General features: G+C 69.4%; 16 protein-coding genes and 1 pseudogene. 9 read left to right on the top strand and 8 right to left on the bottom strand.

What is annotated here, in order from left to right; all coding sequences use genetic code 11:
* The first annotated feature begins 63 nt into the window (after positions 1-63).
* The 4 genes from AB0B28_RS14115 to arfB all read left to right on the top strand — a co-directional run bounded on the left by AB0B28_RS14115 (position 64) and on the right by arfB (position 6,006).
* Positions 64-864, top strand: coding sequence for an exodeoxyribonuclease III (locus AB0B28_RS14115; protein ID WP_360120721.1), 801 nt, complete (start codon positions 64-66; stop codon positions 862-864).
* 48 nt (positions 865-912) lie between these two features.
* Positions 913-3,399: a DUF3516 domain-containing protein gene (locus AB0B28_RS14110; protein WP_360120719.1), complete on the top strand. Its 2,487-nt coding sequence runs from the start codon at positions 913-915 to the stop codon at positions 3,397-3,399.
* A 1,137-nt stretch (positions 3,400-4,536) separates the two neighbouring features.
* Complete coding sequence (locus AB0B28_RS14105; protein ID WP_360120717.1) at positions 4,537-5,577, top strand: phosphotransferase; 1,041 nt, start codon at positions 4,537-4,539, stop codon at positions 5,575-5,577.
* A gap of 9 nt (positions 5,578-5,586) precedes the next feature.
* Positions 5,587-6,006, top strand: coding sequence for an alternative ribosome rescue aminoacyl-tRNA hydrolase ArfB (gene arfB, locus AB0B28_RS14100; RefSeq protein ID WP_360120715.1), 420 nt, complete (start codon positions 5,587-5,589; stop codon positions 6,004-6,006).
* Here the strand turns inward: arfB and AB0B28_RS14095 are convergent.
* From AB0B28_RS14095 to AB0B28_RS14085, 3 genes and pseudogenes are all read right to left on the bottom strand, one after another.
* The gene (locus tag AB0B28_RS14095; RefSeq protein ID WP_360120713.1) at positions 6,003-6,599 is read right to left on the bottom strand and encodes a YigZ family protein; all 597 of its coding nucleotides are present in this window, start codon (positions 6,597-6,599) and stop codon (positions 6,003-6,005) included. The genes arfB and AB0B28_RS14095 overlap by 4 nt on opposite strands.
* Positions 6,600-6,622: 23 nt before the next feature.
* Positions 6,623-7,228, bottom strand: a pseudogene (locus AB0B28_RS14090) (response regulator transcription factor); the annotation flags it as partial.
* A gap of 54 nt (positions 7,229-7,282) precedes the next feature.
* Complete coding sequence (locus AB0B28_RS14085; protein ID WP_360120711.1) at positions 7,283-7,669, bottom strand: hypothetical protein; 387 nt, start codon at positions 7,667-7,669, stop codon at positions 7,283-7,285.
* 483 nt (positions 7,670-8,152) lie between these two features.
* Here AB0B28_RS14085 and AB0B28_RS14080 point away from each other — a divergent pair, with 483 nt between their 5' ends.
* The 4 genes from AB0B28_RS14080 (at position 8,153) to AB0B28_RS14065 (ending at position 11,873) form a co-directional block, all read left to right on the top strand.
* On the top strand, positions 8,153-9,103 hold the full coding sequence (locus AB0B28_RS14080; protein WP_360120709.1) for a LysR family transcriptional regulator: 951 nt from the start codon (positions 8,153-8,155) through the stop codon (positions 9,101-9,103).
* Between the two features lie 61 nt (positions 9,104-9,164).
* Entirely contained in the window at positions 9,165-10,514 is a 1,350-nt protein-coding gene (locus tag AB0B28_RS14075; protein ID WP_360120707.1) for a UDP-N-acetylglucosamine 1-carboxyvinyltransferase, read from the top strand.
* A gap of 38 nt (positions 10,515-10,552) precedes the next feature.
* Complete coding sequence (locus AB0B28_RS14070) at positions 10,553-11,116, top strand: hypothetical protein (RefSeq protein ID WP_360120705.1); 564 nt, start codon at positions 10,553-10,555, stop codon at positions 11,114-11,116.
* A gap of 187 nt (positions 11,117-11,303) precedes the next feature.
* Complete coding sequence (locus tag AB0B28_RS14065) at positions 11,304-11,873, top strand: PadR family transcriptional regulator (protein WP_360120703.1); 570 nt, start codon at positions 11,304-11,306, stop codon at positions 11,871-11,873.
* On the opposite strand, the gene AB0B28_RS14060 is transcribed toward AB0B28_RS14065, so the two are convergent.
* Positions 11,866-13,212 carry an Hsp70 family protein gene (locus AB0B28_RS14060; RefSeq protein WP_360120701.1) on the bottom strand — a complete coding sequence of 449 codons (1,347 nt, stop codon included), beginning with the start codon at positions 13,210-13,212 and terminating at the stop codon, positions 11,866-11,868. The two genes, AB0B28_RS14065 and AB0B28_RS14060, sit on opposite strands and share 8 nt — an antisense overlap.
* Before the next feature lie 475 nt (positions 13,213-13,687).
* On the opposite strand from AB0B28_RS14060, the gene AB0B28_RS14055 reads away from it, so the two are divergent.
* A complete protein-coding gene (locus tag AB0B28_RS14055; protein WP_228091996.1) occupies positions 13,688-14,029 on the top strand; it encodes an RNA polymerase-binding protein RbpA in 342 nt (113 codons plus the stop codon).
* A gap of 11 nt (positions 14,030-14,040) precedes the next feature.
* Here AB0B28_RS14055 and AB0B28_RS14050 read toward each other — a convergent pair whose 3' ends face one another.
* The 4 genes from AB0B28_RS14050 to AB0B28_RS14035 all read right to left on the bottom strand — a co-directional run bounded on the left by AB0B28_RS14050 (position 14,041) and on the right by AB0B28_RS14035 (position 19,153).
* Positions 14,041-14,550 carry an FxsA family protein gene (locus AB0B28_RS14050; RefSeq protein WP_360120698.1) on the bottom strand — a complete coding sequence of 170 codons (510 nt, stop codon included), beginning with the start codon at positions 14,548-14,550 and terminating at the stop codon, positions 14,041-14,043.
* Positions 14,547-15,362: a polyprenol monophosphomannose synthase gene (locus AB0B28_RS14045; RefSeq protein ID WP_360120696.1), complete on the bottom strand. Its 816-nt coding sequence runs from the start codon at positions 15,360-15,362 to the stop codon at positions 14,547-14,549. Before AB0B28_RS14045 ends, AB0B28_RS14050 begins: the two co-directional genes overlap by 4 nt.
* A gap of 12 nt (positions 15,363-15,374) precedes the next feature.
* On the bottom strand, positions 15,375-17,021 hold the full coding sequence (gene lnt, locus AB0B28_RS14040; protein ID WP_360120951.1) for an apolipoprotein N-acyltransferase: 1,647 nt from the start codon (positions 17,019-17,021) through the stop codon (positions 15,375-15,377).
* A 581-nt stretch (positions 17,022-17,602) separates the two neighbouring features.
* Positions 17,603-19,153: an amidohydrolase family protein gene (locus AB0B28_RS14035; protein ID WP_360120694.1), complete on the bottom strand. Its 1,551-nt coding sequence runs from the start codon at positions 19,151-19,153 to the stop codon at positions 17,603-17,605.
* Between the last annotated feature and the right edge of the window lie 2 nt (positions 19,154-19,155).

Genomic DNA, 19,155 nt, shown 5'->3' with positions numbered 1-19,155 from the left:
CGGAAGTGACCGGCGAGTGCGCCGATCCGCTCCGGTGTCGGGGCGGCGCGTTAGGGTGGGCCGATGCGCACCATCGCCACCGCCAACGTCAACGGAATCCGCGCCGCCGCCAAGAAGGGCATCGTGGACTGGCTCGCCACCGTCCCCGCTGACGTGGTGCTGCTCCAAGAGGTCCGCGCCGACGAGACCCAGATCCCCGCCGAGGCCCGCGAGGCCGGCGGCTGGAACTGGCTCGTCGCCCCCTCCACGGCCGCGAAAGGCCGCGCGGGCGTGGCCGTCCTCACCAAGGACGAACCCCAGGCGTCCCGGATCGGGTTCGGCGTCGCCGAGTTCGACACCGCCGGCCGCTACGCCGAAGTCGACCTGCCCGGCCTGACCGTCGCCAGCCTCTACCTGCCTTCGGGGGAGACCGACACGCCCCGGCAGGTCGAGAAGGAACGGTTCATGACCGTCTTCGCCCAATACCTCACCGAAGCCGCCGAACGCGCCGCCGCCGGTGGCCGGGAACTGCTCGTGTGCGGCGACTGGAACATCGCCCACGCCGAAGCCGATTTGAAGAACTGGAAAGCCAACAAGAAGACCGCCGGATTCCTCCCCAATGAGCGGGCCTGGCTGACCGACCTCTACGGCACCGGCACGTTCGTCGACGTCGTCCGCTCCCTCAACCCCGACGTCCCCGGCCCCTACTCGTGGTGGTCCTACCGGGGCCGGGCCTTCGACAACGACGCCGGATGGCGCATCGACCTGCACGTCGCCACCACCGCCCTCGCCGCCAAGGCCACCAAAGCCTGGGTCGACCGCGCCGAGGCCCACGACGCCCGCTGGTCCGACCACGCCCCCGTCCTGGTCACCTACGACATTTGACGGGCCCGCCTACCCCGGCCTCGACCGGTACGGGCACCATTGACGCTCGTGAGCCTCATCGACTATCTGCCCGACACGAACACACCCGAACCCGACGACGTCTACGAGGCCTTCACCTCGTGGGCCGAAGCGACCGGCATCGACCTCTACGAACACCAAGAAGAGGCACTGCTGGCCATCTGCACCGGCCAGAACGTCATCGTCGCCACCCCCACCGGGTCGGGCAAGTCGCTCATCGGTGCCGCCGCGCACTTCAACGCCCTCGCCAACCAACGCACCTCCTTCTACACCGCCCCCATCAAAGCCCTCGTCTCCGAAAAATTCTTCGAACTGTGCGAACAGTTCGGTCACGAGAACGTCGGCATGCTCACCGGCGACGCCGCCGTCAACCCCGACGCCCCACTCATCTGCTGCACCGCCGAAATCCTCGCCAACCTCGCCCTCCGCGAAGGCGCAGGCCTCGACTGCGACTCCGTCGTCGCCGACGAATTCCACTTCTACGCCGAACCCGACCGCGGCTGGGCCTGGCAAGTCCCCCTCCTCGAACTCCACCGCGCCCAATTCACCCTCATGTCCGCCACCCTCGGCGACACCACCTTCTTCGAAGAAGACCTCACCCGCCGCACCGGCAGAGAAACCGCACTCGTCGCAGGCGCCGAACGCCCCGTCCCCCTCCATTACGAGTACCGCAAGACCCCCCTGCACGAGACCGTCGAAAACCTCGTCAAAGCAGACCGGGCTCCGGCCTACATCGTCCACTTCACCCAGGCCGCGGCCCTGGAGACCGCACAGGCGCTGGCGAGTCTGCATCTGGTGGACAAGGAGGCGAAGGCGGCGATCGGTGCCGCGTTGGGCGGGTTCCGGTTCACTACGAAGTTCGGGCAGACGCTGGCGCGGCTGGTCCGGTCGGGGATCGGGGTGCATCATGCGGGGATGCTCCCGAAGTACCGGCGTCTGGTGGAGCGGCTGGCGCAGCAGGGGTTGCTGAAGATCATCTGCGGGACCGACACGCTCGGGGTGGGGATCAACGTGCCGATCCGCACGGTGGTGTTCACGGGGTTGACGAAGTACGACGGGCGGCGCACGCGCAGGCTGCGGGCCAGGGAGTTCCACCAGATCGCCGGGCGGGCGGGGCGGGCCGGGTTCGACACGGAGGGGTTCGTGGTCTGCCAGGCGCCCGAGCATGTCATCGAGAACGAGAAGGCGATGGCGAAGTTCGGGTTGGATCCGAAGAAGCGCAAGAAGATGGCGAAGAAGAAACCGCCGGAGGGGTTCGTCGGCTGGTCGGAGGAGACGTTCGCGGGCCTGGCCGAGGGCGCTCCGGAGGCGTTGCAGTCGCGGATGCGGATGACGCACGCGATGCTCATCAACCTGCTCGGCCGCGGCGGTGACACGTTCGGGCACGTCAGGACCTTGATCGAGGATTCGCATGCGGACCGGGCGACGCAGTTGAAGATGGCGCGCACCGCTCTGACCATCGCCCGGACGCTTCGGGATGCGGGGATCATCCGGATCGAGGCGGGCCGGGTGTCGCTCACCGTCGACCTGCCCGATCACTTCGCGCTCAACCAGCCGCTGGCGCCGTTCGCTTTGGCGGCGCTGGAGCTGCTGGATGTCGAGTCGGAGACGTATGCGATGGACGTGGTCTCCATCGTCGAGTCGACCCTTGAGGGCCCGGGTCAGATTCTGGCCGCGCAGCGCTCGAAGGCCAAGGGCGCGGCGATCGAGGCGATGAAAGCCGACGGCCTGGACTACTACGACCGGATGAACCAGCTCGAAGACGCCGAGGTCGACTACCCCAAACCTTTGGCGGAGTTGTTGGAAGAGGCGTTCGGGGCGTACAAGACCAGTCACCCGTGGGCGGCCGACTACGAGCTTGAACCCAAGTCGATCCTGCGGGAGATCTGGGAAGGGCGCCTGAGCTTCGGCGAATACATCGGGCTCTACGGTCTGCCGCGCGCTGAAGGGCTTTTGCTGCGGTACCTCTCCAGTGCCTACAAGGCGCTCATCCAGACCCTCCCGGAGGACACTGGCGGCGAAGAACTCGACGACTTGACCGCGTGGTTGGGTGAGACGATCCGCCAGACCGACTCCTCGCTGATCAACGAGTGGGAGCAGTTGACCAATCCTGCCGAAGCCGAGGAGGAGATCGACACCGGAAGGCCGGCGCGGGCGTTCAGCGACAACGAGCGGGCGTTCACCATCGCGGTGCGCAACGCCGCCTTCCGCCACGTCGAACTCGCCGCCGCCGATCGGCCCGAGGGCTTGGCGGCCTTGGACTCTGGGTGGCCCGCTTCCCGGTGGGACACGGCCTTGGAGACGTATTTCGCGGCGCACGACGACATCGGGACCGCTGGCGCGGCGCGTGGCGGCGAATATATCGACATCGCCAAGGAGGGCCGCACTTGGACGGTCCGGCAAACGATCGACGATCCGGCCGGTGACAAGGACTGGGCGATGGTCTTCAAGGTCGATCTGGATGCCTCGGACGAGACCGGCACCGTTGTCATGGCGGTGGAGGACTTCTCCGACTAGGGCGGGCGAGTCTTGCTGAGGCCTGTGACGCCGAGGCTAGGCCTGTTTTTCCAGCGGTACAACCTGTCAGCGACGGTGAGGCGGCTTTTCCACGGGGTGCGTCGCGTCGTGTCGGGTGGGTGTTCGTTGGGGCGCAAGCAATCAGCGACAGAGGATCGTGGCTGAGGGACTTCCGCGGCGCTCGGCTGGGGTCGTGCCGTGCGGTACGGGCCGCTGGGGCCGGGTGGCCGCGAGCGGCGAGTCGAGGGCGGTGGGCATCGAGCTGGAATTGGCGGCGAACGCCGCGGCGGAGGTCATCGACTCGCGAGCAGGCACTCCCTACTGGGGGCATGCTCGCGGCTGCCATCATCGGATTCCACTCGCCCATTGCCTCGTCACCTTCTTTCGCCGTCTCGCGCTCCAAGGCTCGCCGGGGCCTGTTGCCCCTGCCGTGTTCGATTGTCTTGGCAGGCTCCGCCTTCTCGGCCCGCAAGCTCCATTCCGGTCTCGGCCACCTCGACACAAGGTGGAAGTCGGTCAAGGAAACGGCATGTCGGTGTGCCAGCGGTCGCCGCCCACTGTTGAACGGTCCTGCCGCTGCGTTCACCAACGCTGCCTGATGATGTCCGGACTCCCGCTATGGTCGGCGTTGCATCCCTCGGACATGACGTGCCTCGTTCAGAGCACTCGCGGTCCGGTCAGGGTGATCCCGACCGATCCGTCTCCCACCCAAAGACCCCAAGGGGGTCGGTTCGCTGCGGGACCCGATAGCACCAGGGGCGAGACACCGGTCCCACAAATGGGGGCGGTGTGCTCGGAACCGTAAGGTAAGCCGGTCGGCCAGAGGCTTGTCGTAGTCTGCTTACACCTACGCAACTCCTGTACGGATTCCCAACCCTTGTGCGTAAATCAATTATCCTCCCCATCAACCGGGACGACAACACCCACAAGGTGACAAACCATTCACATTTCACGTCAACCCACCGAAGCCGCAAAGCAACCACAAAAGCCCACACCCCACAGCCGCGCACCCCAACCACCAGCCCAAACCCACCAACCAACCCCGCCCACCCACCCACCTCCTCATCGCTGACCAGTTCTCACCGCAAATGCACGGGAGTGGCAAGCCGCCAACGCACCAAATGACAAAATCAGCCGATGCTCTCCAACCCACTCCACTCCCCCATAGGCACCCCCCACACCGCCACCCAACTCACCCACAACACCGGCAACCAAACCACCGGCGGCATCTGGCAGGTCACCGGACCAGGCGGCGCCGCCGTCCTCAAACACCTCACCCCCAAAGGCAACGGCCACACACACTGGAAAACCTCCAACCACCCCCACCACTGGAACTACTGGCAACGCGAACACCTCGCCTACACCAGCGGCTTCGCCGCCTCCTACGGCCGCGAAGCCGGAATCGGGGCACCCGCACTCCTCGCCTCCGGCGAACGCCCCGACGGCAGCCGCGAACTCTGGCTCGAAGCCGTCAACGGCATCCACGGCCGACACTGGACCACCCCCATGCTCACCGACTTCACCCACCGACTCGGCATAGCCCAAGCACTACACCACCACAACCCCGAACCACCCTGGCTCTCCCACCACTTCCTACGCCAATACGCAGGCCGACGCGACCTCACCGACATCCCATGGGACCACCCCACCGCAGCCGCCCACTGGCCCACCGCAACCCGCACAGGCCTACGCCTGATCTGGGAACGACGAAACGACCTGTTCGACATCGCCGAGCACCTACCGCAAACCATCTGCCACCTCGACGTCTGGCCAATGAACCTCCTACAACGCGACAACCAACCGATCCTCCTCGACTGGTCATTCACCGGCACCGGCGCAATCGGAGAAGACGTCGCCAACCTGATCGCAGACACCTTCTTCGACGGCCTCCAACCGATCGAACACCTCGCCGAAACCGAAGCGCTCACCACCGACGCCTACATCACCGGACTCGCCGAAGCCGGATACACCCAACCCGCGACAACACGAAAAGCCCTCGCCGCCACCGGAGCCGCCAAGTACTGTTGGCTCGCCCCAACGATGCTCACCCGCCTCGCCGCAGGCAAACCAATCGCCAGCGCCGACTACGACACCGCCACCGACGCCGCAGTACTCCAACGACGCCGCCCGATCTTCGACATGCTCATCCGCTGGGCCCACACCGCCCTCGAGATCTGAGAGACCGCCATGCCCGTCCAAATCACCGAGACCATCGCCATCCCCGACCACGAACTCCACTGGCGGTTCTCACGCTCCTCAGGCCCCGGCGGACAAGGCGTCAACACCACCGACTCACGCGTCGAACTCGTCTTCGACCTCGCGAACACCAACGCACTCCCCAACGCCCTCATCGAACGCGCGCTGGCACGACTCGAGGGGCGGCTCGTCGACGGTCAGGTGGTGATCGCGGCCTCGGAATTCCGGTCGCAGCTGCGCAACCGGGAGGCCGCGGCCGAGCGCCTCGCGGAACTGCTGCGCCGCGCGGTCGCCGCGCCACCGCCGAAACGCAAGGCCACGAAGCCATCGAAAGGCGCCAAGCGGCGGCGGCTCGAAGACAAGCGGCGGCGCTCGCAGGTCAAGAAGCTGCGCCGCGACACCTCGGACTAGAGCTCGACGCGGACCGAACCGGCCGGGACGATCTGTGCCGCACCAGCGGTCTGGGAGGCCAGCCAGTCGACCAGGATCTCCGCGTCAGCGCAGGCCAGGTCGAACACCACCGCGGAGCCGTAGTCGACGGCGGCCAAACGCACGTCCTCGCGCAGGCGCAAGAGGCCTTCGAGGCTTCCGGCCTGCGTGTAGTCCACGCGGACCGACAATCGCGGCCACCTGGCGAGTTCGACCGTGGCCACATCGTCGAGTGCCGCCGACACCGCCGAGCCGTAGGCGCGCACCAGTCCGCCCGCGCCGAGTTTGACCCCGCCGAAGTAGCGGGTCACCACCGCGAGCACGTCGGTCAGGCCCCGCGCGCGCAGGACCTCCAGCATCGGGACCCCCGCGGTTCCGGCCGGCTCGCCGTCGTCAGAAGAGCGTGCCGCGCGGCCCTCGTCGAGGACGTACGCCGTGCAGTTGTGCGAGGCCTCCCAGTGGACGCGGCGCCGCTCGGCGATCCGCTCCCTCGCCTGGGCATCGGAGTCGACCCGGTACAGCGCGCACAGGAACCGCGACCGCTGCACCACCGTCTCGGTCTCGGCGAAAGGCACCGCCAGCGTCCGCACCATAACCCCACGACGCCGTGTTCCCACGCCCACGCCGCGATCTCCACCCGGTTGCGCGCGGGCAGCTTCGCCCGCACCGCCTCAAGATGGGTCTTGACCGTCGACACCGACACGAACAGCGCCTCGGCGATCTCGGCGTTGGTCCGCCCGCGGGCCACCAGCTCCACCACGTCGAGCTCGCGTTCGGTCAGCACCTTGACCGCCTTCGGGCCCTCGGCCGCCGGCTCGCTCAACCGCTGCAACAGGCGCACCGTCACCGAAGGCGAGACCAGCGACTCGCCGCTGGCCGCCGCCCGCACCGCCTCTACCAGCAGCGTCGGCCCCGAGTCCTTCAACAAGAACCCCGTCGCGCCCGAGCGCAGCGCCCCGTACACGTACTCGTCGGTGTCGAACGTCGTCACCACGACCACCCGCGGCGCCCAGCCGTTCGCGCCCGACAGCAGCGACCGCGTCGCCTCCAGGCCGTCCAAGCGCGGCATCCGAATGTCGAACAGGCACACGTCCGGGCGCAGCCGCCGGGCCTCGGCCACCGCCACCACCCCGTCAGGGGCGTCGGCGACGACCTCCATGTCAGGCTGCGCGTCGATGATCGCCCGGAACCCGGCCCGCACCATCTCCTGGTCGTCTGCGATGAGCACTCGGATAGCCACGCCCAGAAGCCTAACGGGCTACGCGGCGGTCGCCAGCGCCAACTCCCGCGCGGGGACCCGCACCGGCTCGGGCTCGGGCTCGGGCTCGGGCAGGACCGGCTGACGCAGCGACGGCACCGCCGAGACCGCCGCCTCGCGCTCCAGCACCGCCATCCGCCGCGCCGACCGCTGACGGATCACGAACGTGGTGACCACCAGGAACAGCCAGGTCCCTTCGAGGAGGATCAGGCCCCAGTCGCGGCCGATGATCGCCGCGGTCAGCAGGATCGAGCAGGCCGAGATGACCAGCAGCAGCGAGGCCGGCTTGGTCGCGTGGATGCGGTGGGTCTGGAGCAGCAGGAAGTTGGTGATGTACAGGAGCGCGCCGATGATCTGGAACATGATCCGGATGTCGAAGTCGTGCATGGGAAGTCCTCGAACAGTGAAAAGAGCAGACAGGAGACCGCCGCGGCCATTCGGGCACGGCGTCGCTAAAGGAAGCAGGGGGAACCGAGAGGGTTACAGGGTCGCGGCCGGGTGGCCGCTGGGTCTGCTCCGCGCGCAGACGGTGAGCGTGCCTCCACGCCACACCCGAGTCTGAAGCGAACCGCAGATGCAGCGCGTCCATACCGTCACGCCCGACGCACTCCGGTGACGCGACACGGTCGTGACCGTGTCCTCGTCAGGCCAACCGCAATACGGGCAGCACAGCATGACCGCGTCCTCCTTACAAGGCATCGGGAATCTTCAGGGATGAGCTCCGGCCGATTCCGCTCTCCGCGAAATCCACGCACCGTTTCACGCTCACGATCGAGGTTAAGGTCCCATTGCCGCGGGCTACAACACCTCGGCGACGCTAGTTTGCGAAACTCATCGTGAAGCAATCACTAAAGGGAGGGAGGCCACACCTTGATCGACCTCAGGCGCCTGCACGTCCTGCGGGCCATCGCGCACCACGGCACCGTCTCAGGCGCCGCCAAGGCCCTGCACATGTCCACCTCAGCGGCCTCCCAGCAGATCAGACTGCTGTCCAAGGACCTCGGCGTGCCGCTCCTGGAGCCGGTCGGCAGAGGCGTGCGCCTCTCCTCGGCCGCGCAGATCCTCATCGCCCACATCGACGCCATCGAAGCGATGTGGCGCCTCGCCGAAGCCGAACTCCAGGCCACCGAAGGCGAACCCTCCGGGCTGCTGCGCCTGTGCGGATTCCCGACCGCGATCGCCACCCTCCTGGCCCCGCTCGTCGACGCCGCCCGCAAACGCCACCCCGCGCTGGAACTGCGCCTGCGCGAAGCCGAGGCCGCCGAGAGCTTCGACCTGCTCTTCGCCGGCGACGCCGACCTCGCGCTCGTCGAGGCCACCCCCGACAACCCCCCGCCCGAGGACATCCGCTTCGACGCCCAGACGGTCTTCACCGACCCGTTCGACCTCGTCGTCCCAGGTGACCACCCCAGCGCCGACGCCGAGGTCATCGACCTGCGCGACCTCGAACGCGAACCGTGGATCCTCGGCGTCCCCGGCTCCATCCACCGCCGCCACGTCCTCACCGCCTGCTCCAACGCGGGCTTTCGGCCCACCGTCACCGGCGAGGCCCGCGAATGGAACGTCATCGCCGTCATGGTCGCCCACCACATGGGCGTCGCGCTCATCCCCCGGCTGGTGGACCTCCCCCACCACCTCGACCTCCACCGCATCGCCGTCGCCGACCCGTTCACGCCCTTCCGGCACTTCCAGGCCGTCACCCTCCGCGGCGGCTCCAGACGGCCCGCCGTCGCCGCCGTCATGGAACTCCTCGACGAACAGGTCCGCGCCGCCGAAGGCATCGGACCACTCCCCGAAGACCTCCCCGACCAGCAGCCTTGAGCAGCACGCCTGTACCAGCCGATCGCCCCTACTGGACACTGAACTCCGTTACGCTGACCGCATGTTCGACTACGACAGCGCCGGAGAGGCCGAAGCCACCGCACCGCAGGCCCGCCACCTGCGCGTCCACGGCGGCGCCGTCCTCACCGGCGCCATCGACGTCAAAACCTCGAAGAACGCGTGCGTCGCACTCCTGTGCGCAAGCCTCCTCAACCGCGGCACCACCACCCTGCGCCGCGTCGCCCGCATCGAAGAGGTCAACCGCATCCTCCGCGTCCTCGACTCCATGGGCGTCCACCACGAATGGATCGGCCACGACCTCAAGATCACCCCGCCCGAACGCCTCGACCTCACCCGCATCGACGCCGACGCCGCCCGCCGCACCCGATCCATCATCATGTTCCTCGGCCCCCTCCTCCACGACTACGCCGAATTCGAACTCCCGTTCGCAGGCGGCTGCCAACTCGGCGACCGCACCGTCGAACCCCACATGGTCGCCCTGCGCCGCTTCGGCCTCTCCGTCGAAACCTCCCAAGGCGCCTACCGCGCCACCGTCAAAGACCAGGTCGACCCACCCGACACCATCGTCCTGACCGAACGGGGCGACACCGTCACCGAGAACGCCGTCATGGCCGCCGCCCGCTACCCCGCCGCCACCACCATCCGCAACGCCTCGTGCAACTACATGGTCCAAGACCTCTGCTTCTTCCTCGAACGCCTCGGCATCCGCATCGACGGCATCGGCACCACCACCCTCACCGTCCACGGCCGCGAAGACATCGACGTCCCCGTCGACTACGCACCCTCCGAAGACCCCATCGAAGCCTGGAGCCTCCTCACCGCCGCCGTCGTCACCCAATCCGAGATCACCGTCCGACGCGTCCCCATCGAATTCGTCGAGATCGAACTCGCGCTCGCCGAGGAGATGGGCCTGGGATACGCCAGGAGCGGCGAATACCTCGCCGCGAACGGGCGCACCCGCCTGACCGACCTCACCGTGTACCCCTCGCAGCTGCGGGCCCCGCTCGACAAGATCCACCCGATGCCCTTCCCCGGGCTCAACATCGACAACCTGCCGTTCTTCGCGCTCATCGCCGCCTGCGCCGAAGGGCCGACCATGATCCACGACTGGGTGTACGAGAACCGCGCGATCTACCTGACCGAACTCACCCGGCTCGGCGCCCGGGTGCGGCTGCTCGACCCGCACCGCCTCCACGTCGACGGGCCCGCCAGATGGGCCGGAGCCGAAGTGGTCTGCCCGCCCGCGCTGCGCCCGGCCGTGGTCCTGCTGCTGGGCATGCTCCGCGCCGAGGGCACCTCGGAACTGCGGCACGTCAACGTCATCCACCGCGGCTACGAGCAGCTCGCCGAACGGCTCGGGCTCCTGGGAGCCGAGATCGAGGCGTTCTGAGGCGGCGGACCGAGCACGAATATGTGACACTTCAGCTCATGAACATGCCGCCCGACGTGCCCCCGCAGGCCTACGCGCTCCTCAGCCTCCTCCAGGCCCACCTCAAGCACCTGGACAAGGTCGAAGGCGAGATCCTGCCGAGCCCGCAATGGGAGGCCACCGTCGAGTCGGCCCGCACGGTCGCCGCGGTCAAGGCCCCGGGCCTGGAAGTCACCGCCGAGGACATCCCCATGATCGTCGGCACCGGCTCCCCCGACCGCCGGCGCAGGCTCTACGCCTCGATGCCGGTCAGTCCCCGCGTCGCGGCCCTCGCCGACGAGTCCGAAGTGGCCCTGTTCGCCTACAACCGGCGAGGCCGCCTCCAACCGGCCAACCGCACCGCCACCGCGTCCCAGTCCCGCCCCTGGTACCCGCCCGCGAAGGCCATCGCCCCCATGCGCATCATCGACGACACGGTCTGGGAACCGGTAGTCGCCGCCACCGGCGACACAGGCCGCCCCAGCCTCGCCGAAGCCGCCGCCGGTTGGCTCGTCCTCCTGATCTTCATAGTCCTGCTGGGAGCAGCAGCCTACGCGGCCCTCTGGTACTTCCACATAGTCTGACCGAGCGCCCGTCGACTGAGGCCTCCCGAAACCCTTGTCCAGCAGGGGTTTTGGGAGGCCTCTTGTTGTTGGTGAGGGCGCGGGCGGAGCCCGTGCTCGTTTTCTTTGGCGGGCGATTGCGTTGACTGGCAACGAGGTTTCTTACCTCGAACGCGATATATCTTGTGAAATCTGTCATAATGGACGCATGTTGAAGATGGCCATACTCGGATTCCTCAGGGACTTCCCTTTGCACGGCTACGACCTCAAGAACCGGGTCGCGAGCCTGGCCGGGCATGTGCGGCCCATTGCGGACGGGACGCTCTACCCGACGATCAAGAAACTCGAAGACGCGCAATGCCTCACGCGGCGCACCGCGCCCGGATCGGTGGCCGCGCCGCGGCACATGCTGGAGATCACGCAGATCGGGACCGACCAGTTGCGACGGTGGCTGCGCGACCCCGAGCAGGGGTTCCTCACCGACGACAACAAGTGGTACGTGCTGCTGGCGTTCCTCCACCACCTGGAGAACCCGCGCGAGCAGGCGCTCGTGCTCGCCAGGCGGCGCGAATTCCTCGACCAGCCCGCGCAGCTGTTCTTCGACGAGCTGGGCGCGCCGATCCCTCCAGAGCGGCTCGAATCACCGTTCCGCAAGGGCCTCATGCAGATCCACCGGTCGACGAACCTCACCGAGATCGAATGGCTCGACCGCCAGATCGGCGAGCTCAACCAGCGGGCCGGGTACGCCGTGCGACAGAGGGGCGGCGAGGTCAGTTGAGGATCGAGGCCAGCAGCACGAAGAACACGATGAGCAGCACCAGGACGGCCGCGCCGGTGACCAGGACGGCCGGTTCCTGAAGCAGCGGCCGCTTGGCCTGGGCCTGCTGGTAGGCCGGCTGCGGGGAGGGCGCGGGCTGGTAGTTCGTCTGCGGCGGCAGCATCTGCGGGGCCTGGACGGGAGCCTGCACGGGCGGGCGCGGGGTCGACATGTGCCCGGCGGGCGAGACCGGCCCGCCCGAGGTCGGGCGCGTCAGCGGCTGGTCGGCCGGAGCCGGACCGGAGGCCGCGCGCACCGCGCCTTCGACGACCACGGTCTCGGGCTGCTCGAACGTCTGCGGAGGCACGCCGAGCTTAGTGTGGATCAGCTGCGAGATCATCGGGATGCGCGAGGAGCCGCCCACCAGGAAGATCCCCACCAGGTCGGCCGGGTTCATCCGGGCCGAGCTGATGGCCCGCTGGAGGCAGTCGACGGTGCGCTCCAGGGGCGGGCGGGCGATGTCCTCGAACTCGGCGCGCGTCAGGTGCGCGTCCACCTCCAGGGCCGGCAGGTGGATGTCGGCGCTCGCGGTGCGCGAGAGGGTCTCCTTGGCGCCGCGCACGTCCTCGTACAGCATGCGGCGGTAGCGGCGGTCGCGGTCGTCGGCCGGGCTGAGCAGGCGCTGCCAGTCGGCCGGGTGCGAGGAGCCGTAGGTCTTGCCGAGGTGCTCGACGATGCCGTGGTCGAAGTCGAGGCCGCCGATGTCGCCGATGCCCTCTTCGGCGAGGACCTCGAAACCGGTCTGGGTGCGGCGCACGACCGTGGCGTCGAACGTGCCGCCGCCGAGGTCGTAGATGGCCAGGGAGCGCCCCGGCGGGACGGCGGTGCCCAGGACCGAGGTGAAGTAGGAGGCCGCGGCCACCGGCTCGGGGATGAGCTGGGGGGCCGGGAGCCCGGCGAGGCGGGCCGAGTCGACCAGGATCGAGCGGCGCCGCTCGCCCCAGCGGGCGGGGTGGGTCAATCGGACCTGGCCGGGCATCTGGCCGGCCTGGCGCTGGGCCTCCAGGGCGACCTGCTGGAGGACGTAGGCGAACACCTGGGGCACGGGGATCTCGGAGGTGCCCAGGAACAGCGAGCCGTCGTCGATGCGGCGCTTGGGGTTGGGCTCGAACCGCGCGGGGTCCATGCGGGCGTTGCGCTCGGCGTCGCGGCCGACGAGCATGCGGCCGTCGGAGTTGTAGTAGACCGCCGAAGGAAGGATCGGGGCGCCGTCGAACAGCAGGGGGCGTACGCGTCCGTCGGCCGAACGCAGCACGGCGACCGTGTTCGAGGTACCGAAGTCGATTCCAAGGACGTGCATTGAGAACTCCCCTCTCGGCGATGCATGCGAGCCGTAAGTTCGCCAAGTCTGGTCCACACCTTACTGGGCTCGGTCGCGTCGGATGCGACCCGATCGGCGTTCACGCGTCGCTCCCGCCCCGTTCGTCCCGCCGCGCGGGACGCGGGGCATCTCACGCACTCGCCCGCGCGGATCGGAGCCGGTGTTGTGTCACACTTCAAGGGGACGTCTGTGGCCGCCGTTTGCGCGCCGCGCCACACTTGGGGGTCGGCATCGGGAAGGATGCGGGCAGGTCCCGGCGTTGTACGAAGCGAAACCAGGGCCCTGGCGTGAGGGCCGAGATCACGGCCGAAGAACGCCACCGCGGGGCCGATGCCGTCGTCCAAGGGCTGACCGGGCCGGCGACATCGTTCACGGCCCGGCGGGCAGCGCGCGAAGGCGTCGCTGCACCGGCAGTGCTCTTGAAGACAGTGCTCTAGAGGAAGTGCAGGGGAACATGAGCGACAGAATGCTGAGAGGCTCTCGTCTCGGCGCCGTCAGCTACGAATCGGACCGCAACACGGAGCTGGCGCCCCGCCAGACCCGCGATTACGTGTGCCCCCAGGGCCACCGCTTCGAGGTGCCCTTCGCCGTCGAAGCGGAGATCCCGCTCACATGGGAGTGCCGTCTGGACGGTTCGACCGCGAAGCTGGTCGACGGCGAGGAGCCCGAGACCAAGAAGGTCAAGCCTCCGCGCACCCACTGGGACATGCTGCTGGAGCGCCGGTCGATGGAGGAGCTCGAAGAGATCCTCGACGAGCGCCTTCAGGAGATGCGCGCCCGCCGCGGCGAGCGCTAAAAAGAACAGACTCACGGACCCTGGTCGATGATCGGCCGGGGTCCGTCGTCGTCCCTGTCATGGCGCACCGGCGCATCGCGCTCGTCGATCACTTCGCCGTCGATGACGTCGCCGCCGAGGTGGACGGTGGGCACGCGCGAGGCGATCCAGCGGCCCAGGCCGCGGAAGACGAACCGGGTCGGCGGGAACAGCAGGAGCAGGCCCACCAGGTCGGTCACGAACCCGGGGACGATGAGGCACGCGGCCCCGGCCAGCGCGTACCCGTTGGGCAGTTCGCGCGAGGGGTCGCCGCCGGAGTTGAGGTAGTCGCGGGCGGCTCGGAAGGACTTCGCGCCCACGTAGCGGATGAGGGCGAAGCCCAGGACGGTGGTGCCGACGAAGATCAGCACCGTGTACAGGAAGCCGATGAGGTAGGCGAGGCCGAAGAACGCGGCGGCCTCGGCCACGACCCAGGCCGCCAGAGCGAGCCGGATGGCGAACGGGACTCGCGGCGGGGCGGCTTGCGGCTGCTGGTGGGTCACGCTTCGATTCTGCCACGCCCCAAGGCGCGGCGCAGTTGCCGTGTGCGGTGGGCGATCCCCCACCGGGTCACGTTCCGCAGCGCTTCGACGGTGATGGCGCCGTTCATCTTCGAGGCTCCGGCGCGTCGTTCGGTGAAGACGATGGGGACTTCGCGGATGGTGAGTCCGGCTTTGACCGCGCGCCAGGTGAGGTCGATCTGGAAGCAGTAGCCGACGGAGTTGACGGTGTCGAGCTGGAGTTTCTGGAGGGCGTCGAGGCGGTAGGCGCGGTAGCCGGCGGTGACGTCCTGGACGCCCAGGCCCAGGAGGGCGCGGGTGTAGGTGCCGGCGCCGCGGGAGAGGATCAGGCGGTGGAGGGGCCAGTTGCGGACCGAGCCGCCGGGGATGTAGCGCGAGCCGATGGCCAGGTCGGCGCCTTCGTCGAGGGCGGCGAGGAGGCGCGGCAGGTCGGCGGGGTCGTGGGAGCCGTCGGCGTCCATTTCGACCACGGTGCGGTAGCCCTTGGCGGCGGCCCAGTCGAACGCGGCGAGGTAGGCCGCGCCGAGGCCCTGTTTCTGGGGCCGGTGGAGGACGTGGACGCGGGTCTCGGCTTCGGCGAGGGCGTCGGCGAGGTCGCCGGTGCCGTCGGGTGAGGAGTCGTCGACGATGAGGATGTCGATGTTCGGGCAGCCGGTCAGGGCCGCTTCGACGGTGGTGTCGATGTTGTCGCGTTCGTTGTAGGTCGGGATGGCCACGATGGCCGACGTTGTGCCTTCGCCGGCGCCGCCGGGTGTCTCGCTGCCGGTGGCGTTCGGATCCGGGTGTGGGCTCATGGCGTCGGCTCTCTAGGTCTGGCTGCGGCGGTGCCGGATGTTGAAGACGATCGCGCAGGCCAAGCCCACCAGTGCCGCTCCGGTGAGGACCGTTTCAGGCAGGATACCCATTGCGGTGGCGGGAGTCGAGGTGGTCGAGGGTGTCAGGTCGGCCTGGATGACTGCGGCGGTGTTGAACTCGGTGGCCTGGGAGACGTGTCCGGTGTGGTCGGTGAAGCCGGAGACGCCGACGGTGGAGGCCATGAGGCCGTCGCGGGCGTGCTCGATCGACCGCAGTTGGACCATCGCGAGCTGCTGCTGGGCCTCGTTGGTGTCGAAGGTGGCGTTGTTGGTCTGGACGACCATGAGCTGGGCGCCGTCGCGCACCGAGTCGGCGGTCTCGGCGTCGAAGGCGATCTCGAAGCAGATGAGGCCGGTGATCTCCAGGTCGCCCACACTGATGACGCCGGGGTTCTGGCCGTGCTCGAATCCGGCCACGTTGTCGATGCCGTCGGCCATGCGCGGGTCGATCCATCCGGCCACGGTGCGGAAGAAGTCCTTGTAGGGCACGTATTCGGCGAAGGGCACGGGGTGGCGCTTGGAGTACATCTCGACCGGGCCCTGTTCGGGGTCCCACACGATGCTCATGTTGGAGCGGGTGCCGTCGTCGTTGTGGACGATGCCGCCCAGGACGATCGGGGCGTCGATGGCGACGGCGGCCTCGGTGATGAGGTCGTAGGCGTCCTGGTTGGCGATGGGGTCGATGTCGGAGGCGTTCTCGGGCCACACCACGAGATCGGGCTGTTCGGCGCGGCCTGCGGCGACTTCGGCGGCGAGGTCCTTGGTGGCGTTGACGTGGTTGTCGAGGACGGCGCGGCGCTGTTCGTTGAAGTCGAGCCCGAGGCGGGGGACGTTGCCTTGGATGACGGCGATGTTGACGGCCTCGCCTGCCGGGGCGGTGGCGCCGACGGGCAGGGCGAGGGCGCCGACGGTGAGGTAGGCGGCAGCGGCGACGAGGATGGCGCCCTTGCGGATGCCGGCGACGCGGCGCGCGGCGAGCAGGTACCCGGCGACGAGGACGAGCCCGCCGGTGAGGGCGACGGTGAAGCTCAGGAGCGGGGCGCCGCCGAGCCAGGCGATCCCCGAGGTGGGGGCGTCGGCCTGGCTGAACGCGAGGCGGGCCCACGGGAAGCCGCCGAACGGCTGGTGGGAGCGCAGGGTCTCCTGGGCGACCCAGGCGAGGGCCGTCAGCGGGGCCCAGATCCAGCGGTGGGCGTCGATCAGGCGCGAGCACAGGGCCAGGCCGAGGCCCAGGATCGCGGTGGCGAGGGCCTGGAGCGCGGAGAGGAACAGCCACGGGTACTGGCCGACCTGGGTGGAGGTCCACGACAGCAGCGGCAGGAAGAACGCGAGGCCGTAGACGAAGCCGATGCCGAAGCCGCCGCGGGCGCGGCGGCGGTGGACGGCGGCGCCGAATCCGGCCACGGAGACCGCCGCGAGCGGCCAGATCCCGTACGGGGGGAACGCGAGGACGGCCAGGAGGCCGGAGACGGCGGCGAGGACGAGCGCGGCCGGAAGGGTGAGGCGACGGCCGAGGGGCGAATCGGTGACCAGGAGGGGCCGGCGCCGCGGAGCGGGGGCCGCCGCGTCGGCGGCGGTGTCGCGGTCGTCGTCGATCACGGTGCTCAACTAGGGCGCTCCTCGCTGGTACGGCGCGCCCGGTCGGGCGCTCGGCCCGGGGCGAGGGGGACTCGCCGCACCGGGTCGGTGCTTAAGCGTACTGCGGGTACGGCAAAGGGGCGTAGCTGTGTCCGGCTACGCCCCTCGCACGGGTTTCTCCCAGTCCCTGTACGGCCGGTGTCCCCTGCCGCGTCCGCTGGTGATCTTCGGACCAACTCGCACCCGTCTGGCTGAGCGTCTACGAGCTGTTGTCTAGGGATCACTGGCGTTCGCCGCGGGTCCACCACCGGCGACCGGCTCGCCTTCCTCCGCCGACCCCCGCGATCTGGACCTGGCCGCCGGTAGCGGTGCGGCCGCGCCGCCACCTTGTCCAGTCTGCGTGGGAGCAAAGCAAGTCGAGTCGCCCCCGACGTTCGGCGGTCTTCCGTTTCCGGTCGCCCGCCGAGGACCAGACCACCGTAAGCCAATCAGCGCCGGAGGTGTCGACCGGGTCGGAATTTTAGTCCAGCAATTTTTCTCGCGTCAGCCGCCCATCACGCGCGGGCGAGGCGGTGACCTGCGGTGACGTTCGAAGGCCCGGATCAGGTGCGTGAAAACGCGATGTGGCCGGCTGCGACGGTGGTCGCCGCGACCGGATCGGGTGTGCCGGGATCACTCAGGTCGGGGAGGCCCGGGACCGAGGCGTCCCACACGGTGAAGTGCGCCCGGGCGCCGGGGGCGAGCGTCCCGGCGTCGTCGATGCCCAGGGCCCGCCAGCCGCCTCTGGTGGCCGCGGTGAACGCCGCGGCCATCGGAAGGCGGGAGACGGGGCTGCGGTGCGCCAGCGCGGCTCTGACGCCGCCCCAGGGGTCGAGCGGGGTCACCGGGGAGTCCGATCCGAACGCGAGCGGTACGCCGACCCCGGCGAGGTGCGAGAACGGGTTGGTGGCGAGGGCCCGTTCGCGGCCGAGGCGGGCGGCGTACATGCGGTTCGGTCCGCCCCAGGCGGCGTCGAACGCGGGTTGGACCGAGGCGTGGACGCCGTGGTGGACCATGCGGGCGACCAGCGGCCCGTCGAGGACCTCGGCGTGCTCGATGCGGTGGCGGGCGTGGCGGATCGCGTCCAGGCCCACGCGGGGTTCGACGAGGTCGAGGCCGTCGAGCACGGCTTCGACCGCGCCGTCGCCGATGGCGTGGAATGCCGCGGGCAGGCCCACGTCGTGGCAGTCGAACAGGTGCGCGGCGATCTGGTCGGCGGTGAGGTACTGCGAGCCGGTCCGGTCGGTGCCTTCGTAGGGGGTGCGCAGGTAGGCGGTGTGGGAGCCGAGGGAGCCGTCGACCGAGAGGTCGCCGCCGCAGCCGTGCGCGCCGAGGTCGCGGGCCTTCTCGGCGGCCCGCAGTTCGCCCCACCAGCCGAACACGGTGGGCAGGCCGGGTTCGGTCCCGAGGGCGACGAGGCCTTGGAACTCCGGTTCGATGCGGTTGTCGCGGTCGTTGGGGACCGAGTGCTCGGCGACGGCGGTGATGCCGAGGGACGCGGCGTGGGCGAGGGCCTCGCGGGCCTTGTCGAGGCGCTGGTGTACGGGGACGGCGTGGGCGACGGCGGCGCGGGCCCCGCGGTGGGCCATGCGGCGGTAGGGGGGCTTGTCGAGCCCGTATTCGAGGAGGCCGATCTCGGGCTGCTCGCTGACGATCCGGGAGCCGGGGATCCCTGAGTGCCCGTCGATGCGCGAGAGGTAGGCCAGGCGGCCTCCGGCGGCGCGGTCGACCTCGTCGTAGCTGGGCAGGGCCGGGTCGTCCCAAGTGGTCTCGTCCCAGCCGCCGCCGATGACGACCGCGTCGGAGGGGAGCGTCTTGGCGTAGGCGGCGACCCGGTCGAGGACGTCGGCGGCCGAGACGGTCCCGGCGAGGTCGAGGCCGGTCAGGGCCGTGCCGGTGCCGGTGAGGTGGACGTGGGAGTCGACGAACGAGGGGGTGACGAGGGCGCCGTCGAGGTCGACGGTGCGGTCGGCGGCGGGGGCGTCGGCATCGGGGCCGACCCAGGTGATCCGGTCCCCTTCGGTGCGCAGGGCGGTGGCGGCCGGGCTGGTGGGGCTGAGGACGTGCCCGCCGCGCCACAGGGTGCTCGGGCCTGGCTGCTGCTGGTGGCTCATGC

Origin of the sequence: Glycomyces sp. NPDC046736, assembly GCF_040645615.1 — a bacterium.
Classification (GTDB): Bacteria; Actinomycetota; Actinomycetes; order Mycobacteriales; family Micromonosporaceae; genus Glycomyces.
The sequence above is the reverse complement of the archived record's forward strand: the minus strand, read 5'-3'. Positions and strand labels throughout refer to the sequence as shown.